Here is a 14,573-nt window from a genome sequence, read left to right as displayed (position 1 = left end):
TTTAGCTTGTGATGTAACGGGGTTAACATCGTCTTTATCAAATTTATGTACGCCAGCACCTACCGGTGTGAAGCTGTGCTGATGATTGTCTGACTGTATTGCATCTGATACAGAGTCAGACCTGTTGTGTAACTAACAGTAGCCTAGGAGCAGCGCGTCGCCAGTAATGGTGAGGTGTGAGAGCGCTCTGACAATGTACTCCCCGATGTTTGGGTGATGATTTATCGTGAGATAAACAGTGGATTTTACCAGTAGTAGGTGAATGAGAGGCTAGGCTGGATCATAGGGTTAACGTTAAGTGAACTGTCCGTAAGCACCGTTAGCCGCAAGCAGCAAAAGCTACTGATATGCTGTGACCAAAAGGTACAAGGTCGGTTATTCCTATTACATCTGGGAATACGTTACCAACAGACCTTCGGTGTATAGGCAGAACCTAAGTGAGCCGTGTCATGAGTACGGAACTCGGTAAGCCCGTATTTTCGCCACAATGTGGCAGGTGAGTCGCAAGACTAGCTGTTGAGAGTGCGGGTAAAGGAGGTTGGAGAAAGCGAATGCCATTCTGTAATGGAATGGATAAGAGGTTAAACGTTCCTCTACCGGAAAACGGGGCAGACTTCCGACTGGTCTTTAATTGTGTGCAGTACTGTAAAGCAAATCTAACGTGACAGAAAGTTGGTTAGGACAGTTCTCTGTTCTGACCTAACCCTTGCGGGAGCATAAGATAACTCCCGCAAGGGGGCTATCTGTCAGCTCTCGCTTGGGCTTTTTTTTTAATCCAAAGCACTGAGGAGAGTAGCAAGTTGAGTACGTTAATAGAAGTACCTGCGCTTTCCGGCAGGGCGGAAAACTGGCATCAGATTAACTGGCGTCAGATACACCGTCAGGTCAGAGGGCTACAGGTACGAATCGCAAAGGCAACAAAGCAGAAGCATTGGCGCAGGGTGAAAGCTCTGCAAAGAATGCTGACGCGCTCGTTTGCAGCCAAAGCTTTGGCTGTCAGGCGGGTTACCGAAAATCGAGGCAAAAAGACAGCCGGAGTGGATCGCCAGTTGTGGAACACTCCCGAAAGTAAATGGTATGCGATCGATCAGCTTAAACGGACAGGTTATAAGCCGTCTCCGTTAAGGCGGGTTTACATTCCTAAAAGTAACGGCAAATGCCGTCCTTTGGGGATACCGACGATGAAGGATAGGGCGATGCAGGCACTATACCTGCTGGCACTTGATCCCGTCTCGGAAACAAAGGCAGATCGCAACAGTTATGGCTTTCGTCCGGCTCGTTCAGCGGCGGATGCGATTGAGCAATGTTTTGTTAATCTCAGTCGTAAAAGCTCTGCTGAATGGGTACTGGAAGGCGATATAAAAGGATGTTTTGATAACATCAGTCATGACTGGTTACTTGCCAACATTCCGTTGGATAGACAGGTACTCGGGAAATGGCTTAAAGCGGGATTTATGGAATCCGGTCGTTTACACCCGACAGAAGCTGGTACACCACAGGGAGGCATTATTTCCCCTGTACTGGCAAATATGACTCTGGATGGATTGGAAGAGGTGCTTGAAACCCATTTCGGGAAGAAAAATACCAAAGCCAGTTACAAAACCAAGGTCAATTATGTGCGTTATGCGGACGATTTTATCATTACTTGTATCTCGAAAGAGTTACTTGAGAATAAAATCAAACCCCTTGTTGAAGCATTTATGGCGGAACGAGGGCTGCAATTATCACCAGAAAAAACGGTGACAACGCATATTTCGGAAGGGTTTGATTTTCTGGGGCAGAATGTACGCAAGTATCGTGGCAAAATGCTGATAAAGCCGGCTGCTAAGGGATTGCGTAATCATCTTCAGAAAATCCGGCAAATAGTGAAGCGTAATGCGGCATCAAAACAGGGTGATTTGATAAGGCAACTTAATCCGGTATTACGGGGTTGGGCAAATTATCATCGTCATATTGTTGCCAAAGAAACGTTCAGCTATATCGACTATCGCGTCTGGCAATTGCTCTGGCGCTGGTCATGCCGTCGGCACGGGAATCGCAACAAGTATTGGGTGAAAAAGAAATATTTTCATTCGGTCGGGAGCGAGAACTGGGTATTCCAGAGTATTGATGCGGATAATGGCCTGAGAAGGCTAGTGTCCTGCAAAGATATCCCGATTAAAAGGCATATTAAAATCAGGGCTGAGGCGAACCCATATGATCCGGTTGACGAACTGTACTTTGAACAGCGGCAAATTAAGCGCTGGAAAGAAGGGAAAATGCAGCGAGGAAAACTGAGATTAATTTAGGAACGGCAAGGCTATCGCTGTCCGATCTGTCACCAGCTATTCAGAGATAATGATGATTGGGATATCCATCACATCATCAGACGGGTAGATGGAGGGGGTGATGAAAGCGATAATTTAATGATGTTGCATCCTAACTGTCATCGGTTGGTGCATAATAAATTTACTTTATCAGCTTGATATATTGGCCATTAATACCATATGGAAGGAATGGTCTATTGCGGTTTATAGGCTTATGCGATGTACCTCTGCTAAATGGAAGAAAAATTAAGGCTAAATATGAAACTGAAAAATTTAAAGGGCACCAGTAAAAATAAATGTTCTTGCAACAGCTGGTTAAAACACTGGCTCAATACTACTGGGGAGACTTCTCTACCTGATTATTGTGGAGAAAAATCCTGCATGGAAAAACCTACAGACGGAGCTCACGTCATTAAAGTTGATTCAACCGACAAAGACTGGTACATCGTACCGCTCTGTCATGAACACAACGAAAATGTTGATGAGTTTGAGCTTTTCTCTGGGGTAAAACTGGCACCTGCTTCGGTAAGCAAAACCTGTAAATAACGTTGTCGGTCTGAGCAATAGCAAGGACTTATAAAGGCTTGAGCCGTATGCGGGGAAACTTGCATGTACGGTTCTTAGGGGGCGGCGGCGCAGTAATGCGCTGCTGCTACCCGACAGCCATTTGGCGACATCACGCTCAAACAGTGAATAATCACTGTTAAGCCTTTTAAACCGGTATTGCGAGTATTGGCTGGCAGTACCGGTTTTTTTATATCATTCGTCTATGGCTGTGCTTCAATGAGTGATGAGTTTGGTCGCTAAATGAACATGTAGAGAGTCTCTAAAGACATTGATAAAGGGGCCGTCAGTCTGGTTAAGTGTGTTAGCAGCTAGGCTCTCAAATGAGATATTACATATTTATTTTTGCGAAAAGGACATGCAACAGGTTATATTTGGAGTAAGGCAAATTGGTTTGGTCAGTAACAGAAAACCCAACGTGTTAAATACTCGGTATAGTTGAAACGTGCTTCGAATTATTTAGAGTATACGCGTTTTATGGTAAGCTGCGTTGGCTGATAGGGATGGCCTAATTTTTTAGGATTCTGCCTTTGCTGATACTTTGAACCGTAATCCATATCTCTCAATATAGATCTGGCGAATTTTGGCTGTAAACAGGTGCCTGAGTGGTTATAATTTGGTGGCACTCGTGAAGATCAGTTCAATGGTGCTGTTGATGGTGACAGTCAGTTGAATAAAGAAGGGAATGAGGGTTCTCAAACCAGCTGCAAAAACATGATGATAAATGAGGGAAAACATGCGAATTAAAGTATTGCTTGGTGCTGCTGCATTACTACTTTTAGCAGGCTGTTCGACAACAACTAATTTAACTGCCGCAGGCTCACAAGTTCGTTTTGTTGAAAACCAACCTGGAAGTGATTGCCAGCTCCTTGGTCAAGTAACAGGAACTCAAAGCAACTGGTTGAGCGGTGTCAATAGTGATTCAAGTTCTATGCGTGGTGCAGCTAATGATCTACGCAACAAAGCTGGCGCTATGGGCGGAAACGTCATTTTTGGTGCGACTAGCCCAAGTGAAACTATTCTTTCAAGCTTCATTCCAGTCGATAGCAAGATGATCGGGCAAGTTTATAAGTGTCCCTAAAATGAACATGTAACGCCCGATAGCGATGACTTATCGGGCGTTTTCATTTCAGCACTGCTTCAGATTTAGGTCGAGTAACGTTTTACTCGGCTCTCCGCCAATCTCCCGTGCCAATTTAGGTACTAAGTAGCCAGAAACTTTTCCAAGTAGCTGTTGTATGAGTAATCTAGCCTCTTGATCACTCACTAAGAAATGTGCGGCACCTTGTACTTTATCTAAAACATGTAGGTAATAGGGGAGAATGCCTGCATCAAATAATGCGTTACTTAAATCAGCCAATGTATCTGAATTATCATTAACTCCGCGTAATAGCACGCTTTGGTTGAGTAATGTCACACCTGAGTTTTTGAGTTTCTGCATGGCATTTCTAAAACTATCATCGATTTCATTTGCATGGTTCAGGTGTGTCACCATGATGACTTGAAAGCGCGAGCTAGCAAGCCTGTTACATAAATTATCGGTAATGCGTTCAGGAATCACGACAGGGAGACGAGAGTGGATCCGGAGTCGCTTAATATGTGGGATCGCTTCCAGTTGGCTGATTAACCAATCGAGTTCACTATCCTTAGCCATTAAGGGATCCCCACCCGAGAAGATGATTTCATTGAGTTCAGTGTGGTTTTTTATATAATCCACAGCTATCAACCAATTATTTTTGTTTCCTTTGTTATCTTCATAAGGAAAATGTCGGCGAAAGCAGTAACGACAGTTTACCGCACAGCCTCCTTTCACCAACATCAATGCTCGGTTGTGATATTTATGTAGTAAACTGGGGATCTCATTATTTTGTTCTGCTAATGGATCAGTGGAAAAATCCGGATAGATATCAAATTCTGCTTTTGCGGTTAATACTTGCAATAGCAGAGGGTCTTGAGGATCGCCTTTTTTCATGCGCGAAATAAAGGGCTTCGGCACACGCAATGGAAATAATTTACGTGCGTCGTTGCCATCTTTCGATGCTTGATGGTTTTCTAGCCCCAGTATTTGTAGCAATTCATCAGGATTAGTGATTGCTTCAGCAAGTTGTTGTATCCAGACTTCTCTGGATGAGGTATTTTGAGTTACAATATCGACCATTTTTTGGCTATGCCATTTTTAGTGTATAAATTTAGAGGATCTCCATGGCTACTTATAGTACCAATGAATTCCGCTCAGGTCTTAAAATCATGTTAGATGGCGAACCTTGTGCAATTCTTGATAGTGAATTCGTTAAACCGGGTAAAGGTCAAGCGTTTGCACGTGTTCGTATTCGTAAACTGATTTCTAACAAACTGTTGGAAAAAACATTTAAGTCTACTGATTCTGTCGAAGGTGCAGATGTCATGGATATGAACTTAACTTACCTTTATAACGATGGTGAGTTCTGGCATTTCATGAACAACGAAACTTTCGAACAGCTTGCAGCTGACGAAAAAGCGGTTGGTGATAACGCTAAGTGGCTGATCGACCAAGCCGATTGTATTCTGACTCTGTGGAATGGTCGCCCAATCGCAGTGACTCCGCCAAACTTTGTCGAGTTAGAAATTACCGATACTGACCCAGGTCTGAAAGGTGACACAGCGGGTACTGGTGGTAAGCCAGCTACGCTGAGCACAGGTGCAGTAGTTAAAGTACCTCTATTCGTTCAGATTGGTGAAGTGATCAAAGTGGATACTCGTTCAGGCGAATACGTTTCACGCGTAAAATAATACCTGTTTGGATGAAACTAAAAAACCGTAATGTTTGTATGGCATTACGGTTTTTTTATCGTTTAAAATTGAGAGTGCAGCTTAGCAGCACTTAAAGCCGCCTTTCCCACCATAGCGAGCATCTTGACGTTCTTTAAAGAACTCTTCATACGTCATGGGTGTTTGATCTGGATGATTCAGCTGCATATGTGCAACGTAATTATCATAGTCAGGCACACCAATCATCATTTTTGCTGCTTGCCCGAGATATTTTGCGGCATTACCTAGTGAACCAAACATGGTTATTCCCTCACTTAACGTTATATTATCGTTTAACCGTTTTATGCGTGTTGCTTACCATTTTAACGAGCGACCTTTAGAGGGTTAGCCCCTTATACAAGGGGCTGAGGTTGTTGACAAAGTGGGATAAAAACGTGGTTTTTCCCTCTTTGTGTTATCAGCCGAAAATCAATAAATTGATTTTCCTCGTTTATATTCAAAACCTATTCGACTTGCCGCCAAACATCATAGGTTTGTCAGCAGTCTGAGCCCCTTATACAAGGGGCTTAGCGTTAGAGCTGCGGCATACTTGCCGTCATCGTGTCACCTTTATCTGGTTAATGATGACGGGTATTGGCGACGATCTCCTGATAGTTAGCTGGCATCGGTTGGTATGGCACTTCGTTTGCCGTTGGTTCAGAAGATTTCAACGCTTTCATTGCGGTACGAATTGAGAATAGGGCCAATACGACGACGACAATCATAAAGAAAATGGTCAGTCCCGCATCTAAGCGGTTATTAAAAATCAATTGGACCAACTGAGATTCAGTGTATTGCGATGGAATGTTTCCGCTATCAATCATTGCTTGGAATTTATTCGCAACCGCTAAGAAGCCTACACGAGCATCCTCACTGAAGGTTTTTTCCCATCCAGCCACCATAGTACAGACTAACAGCCATGCTGTCGGTACTAAAGCCACCCATGCGTATTTTTGGCGCTTCATTTTGAACAAGACAACGGCACATAGCATCAATGCCATACCGGCTAGCATTTGGTTCGCAATACCAAATAGTGGCCATAAGGTGTTGATACCACCAAGAGGGTCAACAACGCCTTGATGAAGGAAATACCCCCAAGCAAGCACACATAATGCAGTTGCCACTAAGTTTGCAGGTAGCGAATCGGTCCGTTTTAATGACGGTGAAATAACGCCTAGCAAATCTTGTAGCATAAAGCGCGCAGCACGGGTTCCTGCATCGACAGCGGTTAAAATAAACAAGGCTTCAAACAGGATGGCGAAATGATACCAGAAGGAGACATTCATTAAGCCGCCGAGAGCACCATGCAGAATATAAGCCATACCAACGGCGAGTGTCGGAGCTCCCCCCGCACGGGAAATAATACTGTTTTCACCAACTTCATTTGCGATATTTGTTAACTGATCAGGCGTGATTTGGAAACCCCAGCTGCTCACCACTTGTGCAGCTGACGCGACAACATCTTCTGTACCAGCTGGAGCCAGCATGGCGATAGGGCTGTTCATTGCAAAATAGACACCAGGGTCAATGACACAAGCTGCAACCAGCGCCATGATAGCAACGAAAGATTCCATCAGCATGCCGCCATAACCAATAAAACAGGCTTGGTTTTCATTCGCCAGCATTTTGGGTGTGGTGCCTGAAGAGATCAATGCATGGAAACCTGAAACGGCCCCACACGCAATGGTAATAAACAGGAATGGAAACAGATCACCTGCCCACACAGGGCCTGTACCATCAACAAATTTTGTCAATGATGGCATTTGCAAGTTAGGATTTAAAATTAAAATCCCAATGGCTAAACCGATAATGGTTCCAATTTTTAAGAAGGTAGAAAGATAGTCACGAGGAGCGAGTAATAACCAAACGGGTAGTACTGCCGCCACGAAGCCATAGCCGACTAGCATCCAAGTCAATTGTACTCCAGTATAATCAAAGTAGGGTGCCCATGTTTCACTTTCAGCAACCCAACCCCCTGAAATAATAGCGAATATAAGGAATACTAAACCAATAATTGAAACTTCTCCGATACGCCCCGGACGGATATAACGAGTATATATCCCCATAAAGATAGCGAGGGGGATAGTGAAGGCAACAGTATAGGTTCCCCAAGGGCTGTGAGTCAGTGCTTTGACGACAATCATCGCGAGTACGGCAAGAATAATCACCATAATCATAAAACAGGCTATCAGAGCAATAATACCCGCCGTATTCCCCATCTCTTCTTTGACGAGCTCTCCTAATGAACGACCATCTCGGCGAGTTGAAACAAATAGCACCATAAAGTCTTGAACCGCGCCGGCTAGAACAACCCCCGCCAGGATCCATAACATACCGGGTAAGTAGCCCATTTGTGCAGCAAGAACAGGACCAACTAGTGGGCCGGCACCAGCAATAGCGGCAAAATGGTGACCGAATAGAATTTTTTTATCTGTTGGAACATAGTCTAAACCATCATTATGGCGAATTGATGGTGTCATGCGTGTTTCATCAACTTGCAGTACTTTTTTGGCGATAAATAGCCCATAGTAACGATAGGCGACTAAATAGATACAAACAGCGGCAATGACGATCCATAGCGCATTGATCTGCTCTCCGCGGTTTAATGCAACATAACCAAGAGCAAAAGCACCGAGTATTGCTAGTACAATCCAAATTAATTGTTTACCCATAGCCTTTCCATCCGTCTTATTATCAAACTGTTATTAATTATCTTTGTAGATTACTGACACATATAGCCGCTGTTGACGAAAAGACAAAATAGCTAAAACGTGAAACCAATGCTGAGGTGAAAATAAATTTCATAACTGCAATTTACATCACTAAATTGTGATGACTGGCTGGATTTTATTTTGATTTAAGCTAAAGGACATTATCAGGATGATGTGTTAATGCTATTAAACTGTAGGCTTTTGGGATTATATTCCATATGGTTATTTATCTAGGGGGGGAGGTGACTCACTTATTAAGGGGAGGCAACTGGAGAGAGAGCCTCTCCAGCGTAACTTATGATGGTGATTAAATCTGTCTAACGCGTTGAATGAGTTTCCGACCAAATAAGGTGATAATTAAGCCAAACATAATAAAAGTCAGGCCAGCAATTTGTACCCTATTAATTTGTTCACCAAGGAATACGGCACTACTACTTAACCCGAACAAGGGAACTAACAGCGAAAATGGTGCAACACGCCACGCTTCATAACGCCCGAGTAAAACACCCCATAATCCATAACCGACAAAAGTTGATAAATATGCAAGGTAAATAATCGTACCGAATACTGACCAATCAAAGCCTGCTAACCCGTGTAAAATCGCTTCTTCACCTTCAAAAATCCATGAGCTGACAAAGAAAGGTATGATTGGGATAAGGGCACTCCAACTGACTAAGGAGAGAGCGCTGCATTTTTCTTCGCCTTCATGCTGCATAATGATTCGGTTCGTAATATTGCCACAAGCCCATGAAAGTCCTGCGATCAAAGTAAAAGTTAAACCAAGTAACGGAATATCATCAAGGCCACTGTTGGTTCCGCCATTCGCTAATATGGTTAAACCAATCACGGCAATAAACATACCGATATAATGAGTTAATTGTAATTTTTCTTTTAAAATGACAGCGCCGAGTAGCAAGGTGAAAAAAGCTTGTGATTGCAAAATAACCGAAGTGATCCCCGCTGGCATACCCACTCGAATTGCACAAAATAGAAATGCAAATTGCCCAAAGCTGATGGTTAATCCATAAAGTAGAAGTAGTCTAAATGGGATACGGGGACGCCTGAAAAAGAAAATAGCTGGAAACGCAACAAAAACAAAGCGTAAAGCCCCTAAGAGCAAAGGCGGTAGAGCGGTAACGCCTAATTTGATAATGACAAAATTAACACCCCAAATGATGACGACACAAAGAGCGAGCAATACATCTTTGAACTTCATGTTATTTTCTCAGTTGATTTTTTATTTAGAGTAAAACACTTTACTCTTGAACATATTCATATGCGATAATAAAGATGCTCTTGTAAGCCATTACAGTACAATTAAGTTAATTTAAATCACTTATTTGGATTTAATTGTTATATTTTCTTACTTGAGACCTTTAAATTGAATGTTTATAATACCCTCTCATATCATACGCGCTTAGGACGACCTAAGTGATCGTCATAAAATTTGGGGACGACCCCGCATTGTTTATGGAGTTACAGCAATGGCTTGGGTAATCCTATTGTTTGCAGGCCTTTTAGAAATTGTTTGGGCGGTTGGTTTAAAATACACCCATGGTTTCACTCGTCTTACCCCCAGTATTGTTACAATTGTCGCGATTATTGCCAGTATGGGGCTGCTTGCCTATGCAATGCGTGATCTACCCGCAGGGACAGCCTATGCGATTTGGACTGGAATAGGCGCTGTGGGAACCGCGATAGTTGGGATTATATTTCTTGGTGAGTCTGCCAATATATTTCGTTTATTAAGTTTGGCATTAATTATTACCGGTTTAATCGGTCTAAAAGTTTCAAGCTAACATAAATATACTCGTTAATACGGGCGCAATAGGCGCTCGTATTGATGGATAATGATAAAGTTTCAATCCACGCAAATGCGCCGAAAATAGAGACTCGATATTTGGGTTCTTTAGTACGCTGGAAAGCTCAAATTCGTCGTGATATATGCAAATCCTATCGAAAAAACTTCCCTGAGATAGGTAATGATTAGCCAAGATGCTCCTTTGCAGGTTAGGCGCTAAGTGTTTTCGCTTGCGTGTTCATTAACACGGCCTTTTTATCGGGGGCTACGTTAGGTTTATTTATTTGGGCTCTCTTTTTTTATCAATAGCTTGATTAAAGTTTATTTCTTTATTTTGATTGCGAATATGCTCTTTGATTTCTGTTTCTAGAATATTGAGATCCCCTGAGCGTATTTTATCTAATAGCACTTTGTGCTCATCAATAATTTCTTCCATAGGCTTGGTAAAGGTGGATATCCCAATAATAATTGTCAACTGTTTAGAGACGTTTTCCCATAATGCGGTTAGGGTATTGTTCCCGCTTAATTGGCATAATGTCCGATGGAAATTCACGTCACAAAGCGAGAACTCATAGCTATCCGCTAATTTTGCTGCTCGTGCCATTTGCACAATACACTGGTTTAGCTGTTCGATAGATTGTGGGTCTAAATGCTTGTGTTTAGCGATAAAGGTTTTAATCGCTTGTCGTTCTAATAGAATTCTGACTTCGATCAGTTCATCCAGCCTCTCTTCTGAAACGGGGGCCATTCGTATGCCTTTAAATGGCTCATTAATCACGATCCCTTGGCTTTCTAATACTCTTAAGGCTTCTCTAACAGGAACACGGCTGACATTCATTTTTTCCGCAATTTCTTTTTCAACAATACGATCCCCAGGCAGGATAAATCCACGCGTTGCTGCCTCGACAATTTTATCTACCACATCATCAGTGAGTGTCCTTGCTTTGATTGGCTTCCAATAGTCTTCTTGCGAGGTGATTTTCTGCGATTGTTTCCCTTTTCCAACGGTCATGATGTTTAGCCTATTAAATTTGTTACTAATCAAAGAATTAATTGGTAGTTGATTGCGCCTTTAATGCATCAAAATTATCACATTGGCTAGCAATAAACCAATAAAAAACCCACTATCGCGATATTTTTTCGAGAGGGGATAAACCCAGAATGGATCACATATTCAACAATTGAATATTGTATACAATCTTACAATGTTGTTAAATGCCTCAAATACAGTTAAGTAAGAGAAGGAAAAAACATGAACAACATGCTTGAAGACATAAAAATTACTGAAATTGTTGCCGTGCCTTTATTTGGGGAGAGCCCAAAAGGGGGATGGTCTAATGAAATCAAGCCAGAAGATTCGATCCACGCCATTATTGCGGTGCATACCGATGCTGGCATCACGGGGTACGGCAGCGTCTTTACCGATGGTCGCTTAGTTGAAGCCGCTATTCCTGTACTGGCATCTTTATGTATTGGTGAAAGTGCATTGCAGCCAGAAAGAGTGTCTGAAAAACTTAGACAAAATACATTCTGGATGGGGCGTGGGGGAACGTTAACACATACGATTAGCGGTATTGATATTGCTTTGTGGGATATTTTAGGTAAAGCAACAGGGCTACCTGTCAGTACGTTACTTGGCGGTAATTATCGTTCCAAGGTACAGCCGTATTGCTCTTTACTTATGGAAGAACCAGAGACAATGTTCAACGTGATCTCTGATTATAAAAAGCTTGGTTTTAAAGCATTTAAAATTGGTTGGGGACCATTTGGACGTAACAACGATGCCAAATTAGATAGAGCAATTGTGGAAGCGGCAAGAGATGCGGCAGGGTACGAATCACACTTGTTAGTTGATGCGGGAGCAAGTGATGCATATTGGCCAAACGGTTTGAAATGGGCAATCCAAACATCGCATATGTTAGCGGAATATCAAGTTGGTTGGTTTGAAGAAGCGTTACGTCCTGATGACCTTGAAGACTTTAAAGTGCTGCGTAAAGAAAGCCCAGTACCTATTGCCGGTGGTGAAGTATTAACCCGTCGTCAATCTTTCTTACCATGGCTCTCACAAGGGGCATTCGATATCGTTCAGCCTGATGTGACGAAAGTGGGAGGCATCTCAGAACAACGTCGAATCGCATGGCTCGCTGATGAGTTTGGGGTTAAGTATGTTGGACACGGTTGGAATACCGCAATGGGGCTGGCGGCTGACTTACAAATGGCGGCCGCTTTCCCACAAGTGGACTTTGTCGAGTTTATTGGTGGTAGCCAATATATCGATGGCATTGTTAAAACCCCATTCAAAGTGGATGAGCAGGGTTATTTAACGATTCCAAAATTACCGGGACTTGGTATCGAGCTAGATATCGATAAGTTAGCAAAATTCACAGTAAATCCAGAGCGTTTGTTTAAGTAACTTCATTTACATAAGCCAGATAGTGATCACACTATCTGGTTTCCTCTCCTTATTAAAAGGTATGGTTACGATGAAAAATAAGAACAAAGGTACAAAAATAAGGTTCTCGATAGCGATATTAATGACGCTTGCGATTGTTATTAATTACTTAGATAGAACTGTTATGTCTGCGGCGGCACCGACTATCTCAGAGGAACTGCAAATTTCACCAGAGATGATGGGATGGATAATGTCAGCGTTTTTCTTAAGCTATGCATTATGCCAAATCCCCGCGGGTTTTATTGCAGATAAATATGGGCAAAGAAAAACGTTGGCAGGATCGGTATTGTGGTGGTCATTAGCAACAGCTGCCACCGCATTAGCTAAAACGCCACTGAGTTTTATTTCCACTCGAATTCTAATGGGCATGGGGGAAGCTGGGGCATATCCATGTAATAGTGGTATCGCTGCAAAATGGTTTCCAGACCGTGAACGAGGCAGAATAACGGCATTATTTGATAGTGGCTCTAAATTTGGAACCGCGTTCGCCATGCCATTAGTGGTGTGGATCATTGCGAAATGGGGCTGGGAATCGGCATTTATTATTTGCGGTGCATTAGGGGTTCTCTGGGTTTTTGCATGGTTAAAGGTATATCACGATCCTGAACAACACCCAAAAATCAGTGCTGAAGAGCTTGCTTATATTCGTGATGGGCAAATTAAAAAAGATGGTATTGATAATATTCAGCCGATGAAGTGGTATCAGTTGATCCGTTACCGCAATGTACAAGCTATGTGTATCGGTTTCTTTATGTTGGACTACGCCATTTATTTCTTTATTACTTGGTTCCCTGCTTATTTAATGATGGAACGAGGTATGAGTTTGGAAGAAATGGGATTTGCTGCCATGTTGCCACCACTATGTGGGATCGCAGGTCAATGGCTTGGCGGTTGGACGACGGATTATTTGTATATTAAATATAATAATATCAACCTTGCTCGTAAATTACCGATTGTGGGCGGTATGCTGATTGCAACCAGTATCGCATTTTCGGGGTTAGTTGAATCTGTGACCTTAATGATGTTTTTACTGTGTTTATCTTATGCAGCACTTGCCTTTGCAGCCTCAGCAATATGGTCATTACCTGGGGATGTTGCGCCACGTAATATGACGTCAGTCTTAGGTGGAATGCAAAGTGCAGTTTCTAACTGTGGCGGTATTTTAGGTCCTATTGTAACTGGCTATATTATTGCGGCAACGGGTTCATTTATTTGGGCATTAATTGTATCTGGTATTGCTTGCGCAATTGGGGCATTGGTTTATTTAGTAATGTTAAGAAATATTAAGCCAATTACACCGGATGATGAACCATTAGTAAAATCAAATTAAATAGCCATAATATTAACACTAAGGTCGTAATGTTTATTTTCGATAAGGAAACAGAGGCAAAAAATATTGCCCTAGGTACGCGACGTAAGTTATTTCCCGGTAGTGAAAATATGATGATAGCAAGATTATCTTTCACCGCGGGTACATTAGGTGACTTACACTCTCATCCACATGAACAAATGAGTTATATACTCAAAGGTAAATTTAGATATCAAGTTGGGGATGTTTCTAAAGAAGTTGGAGAAGGTGATGTTGTCTATATTCCTTCCAATGAGAAACATCGCTGTGAATGTTTATCTCATGGCGAAATCTTAGATATATTCGTACCAATGAGAAAAGACTTTTTAGATAATTAAATCATTTTGCTAAATGATTAAAAATCTATTGATAAAATAGAGGGGATCTCGATGTCTAAAATTGAGATCCCCTTTTATTTTTCAATAAATAAAACTGAGCAATGAATGGCATAATAAACAAGGCAATCCGTCATAATCAAAGCTATTTTATCATTAAGGAAAAGACACTTGCGTGATATCCCAGATACCGCATCCTTATTTTTCTTCGGTATTGATTGTTACGGATTAAAGACAATAAACCAAATATAAAACGGTAAGCATAAACG

Annotated in this window: 12 protein-coding genes and 1 pseudogene; 8 read left to right on the top strand and 5 right to left on the bottom strand. The window is 42.2% G+C overall.

The window, feature by feature from the left end; all coding sequences use genetic code 11:
• Positions 1-800 precede the first annotated feature (800 nt).
• The 3 genes and pseudogenes from ltrA (at position 801) to ACWPW6_RS16080 (ending at position 3,951) form a co-directional block, all read left to right on the top strand.
• Positions 801-2,465: pseudogene (gene ltrA / locus ACWPW6_RS16090) on the top strand (group II intron reverse transcriptase/maturase).
• A 75-nt stretch (positions 2,466-2,540) separates the two neighbouring features.
• Entirely contained in the window at positions 2,541-2,852 is a 312-nt protein-coding gene (locus ACWPW6_RS16085; protein ID WP_249999363.1) for a hypothetical protein, read from the top strand.
• Between the two features lie 754 nt (positions 2,853-3,606).
• Positions 3,607-3,951 carry a DUF4156 domain-containing protein gene (locus ACWPW6_RS16080; protein ID WP_154624549.1) on the top strand — a complete coding sequence of 115 codons (345 nt, stop codon included), beginning with the start codon at positions 3,607-3,609 and terminating at the stop codon, positions 3,949-3,951.
• 48 nt (positions 3,952-3,999) lie between these two features.
• Here ACWPW6_RS16080 and epmB read toward each other — a convergent pair whose 3' ends face one another.
• Complete coding sequence (gene epmB / locus ACWPW6_RS16075) at positions 4,000-5,028, bottom strand: EF-P beta-lysylation protein EpmB (protein WP_196713648.1); 1,029 nt, start codon at positions 5,026-5,028, stop codon at positions 4,000-4,002.
• 44 nt (positions 5,029-5,072) lie between these two features.
• On the opposite strand from epmB, the gene efp reads away from it, so the two are divergent.
• A complete protein-coding gene (gene efp / locus ACWPW6_RS16070) occupies positions 5,073-5,639 on the top strand; it encodes an elongation factor P (protein WP_154624547.1) in 567 nt (188 codons plus the stop codon).
• An 81-nt stretch (positions 5,640-5,720) separates the two neighbouring features.
• Here efp and ACWPW6_RS16065 read toward each other — a convergent pair whose 3' ends face one another.
• The 3 genes from ACWPW6_RS16065 to ACWPW6_RS16055 form a co-directional block, all read right to left on the bottom strand.
• Complete coding sequence (locus ACWPW6_RS16065) at positions 5,721-5,918, bottom strand: YbdD/YjiX family protein (RefSeq protein WP_154624546.1); 198 nt, start codon at positions 5,916-5,918, stop codon at positions 5,721-5,723.
• 317 nt (positions 5,919-6,235) lie between these two features.
• On the bottom strand, positions 6,236-8,329 hold the full coding sequence (gene cstA, locus ACWPW6_RS16060; RefSeq protein ID WP_154624545.1) for a pyruvate/proton symporter CstA: 2,094 nt from the start codon (positions 8,327-8,329) through the stop codon (positions 6,236-6,238).
• Between the two features lie 346 nt (positions 8,330-8,675).
• Entirely contained in the window at positions 8,676-9,584 is a 909-nt protein-coding gene (locus tag ACWPW6_RS16055; RefSeq protein ID WP_154624544.1) for an EamA family transporter, read from the bottom strand.
• A gap of 268 nt (positions 9,585-9,852) precedes the next feature.
• On the opposite strand from ACWPW6_RS16055, the gene sugE reads away from it, so the two are divergent.
• Positions 9,853-10,167: a quaternary ammonium compound efflux SMR transporter SugE gene (gene sugE / locus ACWPW6_RS16050; protein WP_154624543.1), complete on the top strand. Its 315-nt coding sequence runs from the start codon at positions 9,853-9,855 to the stop codon at positions 10,165-10,167.
• Between the two features lie 282 nt (positions 10,168-10,449).
• On the opposite strand, the gene ACWPW6_RS16045 is transcribed toward sugE, so the two are convergent.
• Positions 10,450-11,181: a GntR family transcriptional regulator gene (locus tag ACWPW6_RS16045; RefSeq protein WP_163863070.1), complete on the bottom strand. Its 732-nt coding sequence runs from the start codon at positions 11,179-11,181 to the stop codon at positions 10,450-10,452.
• A gap of 240 nt (positions 11,182-11,421) precedes the next feature.
• On the opposite strand from ACWPW6_RS16045, the gene ACWPW6_RS16040 reads away from it, so the two are divergent.
• The 3 genes from ACWPW6_RS16040 (at position 11,422) to ACWPW6_RS16030 (ending at position 14,307) form a co-directional block, all read left to right on the top strand.
• The gene (locus ACWPW6_RS16040) at positions 11,422-12,582 is read left to right on the top strand and encodes a mandelate racemase/muconate lactonizing enzyme family protein (protein ID WP_004925816.1); all 1,161 of its coding nucleotides are present in this window, start codon (positions 11,422-11,424) and stop codon (positions 12,580-12,582) included.
• Between the two features lie 70 nt (positions 12,583-12,652).
• On the top strand, positions 12,653-13,951 hold the full coding sequence (locus ACWPW6_RS16035) for an MFS transporter (RefSeq protein WP_154624541.1): 1,299 nt from the start codon (positions 12,653-12,655) through the stop codon (positions 13,949-13,951).
• 29 nt (positions 13,952-13,980) lie between these two features.
• Positions 13,981-14,307 (top strand): cupin domain-containing protein, encoded by a 327-nt coding sequence (locus ACWPW6_RS16030; protein WP_163863068.1) that lies wholly within the window; start codon positions 13,981-13,983, stop codon positions 14,305-14,307.
• Positions 14,308-14,573 lie beyond the last annotated feature (266 nt).

It is taken from the genome of Providencia sp. Marseille-Q8014 (genome assembly GCF_965112055.1).
This window is presented reverse-complemented; position numbering and strand designations above follow the sequence as displayed.

What these genes read in the sequence shown, in the direction of transcription:
- ACWPW6_RS16085 (WP_249999363.1), top strand. Translation starts at nt 2,541, where the DNA reads ATGGAAGAAAAATTAAGGCTAAATATGAAACTGAAAAATTTAAAGGGC.
- ACWPW6_RS16080 (WP_154624549.1), top strand. Translation starts at nt 3,607, where the DNA reads ATGCGAATTAAAGTATTGCTTGGTGCTGCTGCATTACTACTTTTAGCA.
- epmB (WP_196713648.1), bottom strand. Translation starts at nt 5,028, where the DNA reads ATGGTCGATATTGTAACTCAAAATACCTCATCCAGAGAAGTCTGGATA.
- efp (WP_154624547.1), top strand. Translation starts at nt 5,073, where the DNA reads ATGGCTACTTATAGTACCAATGAATTCCGCTCAGGTCTTAAAATCATG.
- ACWPW6_RS16065 (WP_154624546.1), bottom strand. Translation starts at nt 5,918, where the DNA reads ATGTTTGGTTCACTAGGTAATGCCGCAAAATATCTCGGGCAAGCAGCA.
- cstA (WP_154624545.1), bottom strand. Translation starts at nt 8,329, where the DNA reads ATGGGTAAACAATTAATTTGGATTGTACTAGCAATACTCGGTGCTTTT.
- ACWPW6_RS16055 (WP_154624544.1), bottom strand. Translation starts at nt 9,584, where the DNA reads ATGAAGTTCAAAGATGTATTGCTCGCTCTTTGTGTCGTCATCATTTGG.
- sugE (WP_154624543.1), top strand. Translation starts at nt 9,853, where the DNA reads ATGGCTTGGGTAATCCTATTGTTTGCAGGCCTTTTAGAAATTGTTTGG.
- ACWPW6_RS16045 (WP_163863070.1), bottom strand. Translation starts at nt 11,181, where the DNA reads ATGACCGTTGGAAAAGGGAAACAATCGCAGAAAATCACCTCGCAAGAA.
- ACWPW6_RS16040 (WP_004925816.1), top strand. Translation starts at nt 11,422, where the DNA reads ATGAACAACATGCTTGAAGACATAAAAATTACTGAAATTGTTGCCGTG.
- ACWPW6_RS16035 (WP_154624541.1), top strand. Translation starts at nt 12,653, where the DNA reads ATGAAAAATAAGAACAAAGGTACAAAAATAAGGTTCTCGATAGCGATA.
- ACWPW6_RS16030 (WP_163863068.1), top strand. Translation starts at nt 13,981, where the DNA reads ATGTTTATTTTCGATAAGGAAACAGAGGCAAAAAATATTGCCCTAGGT.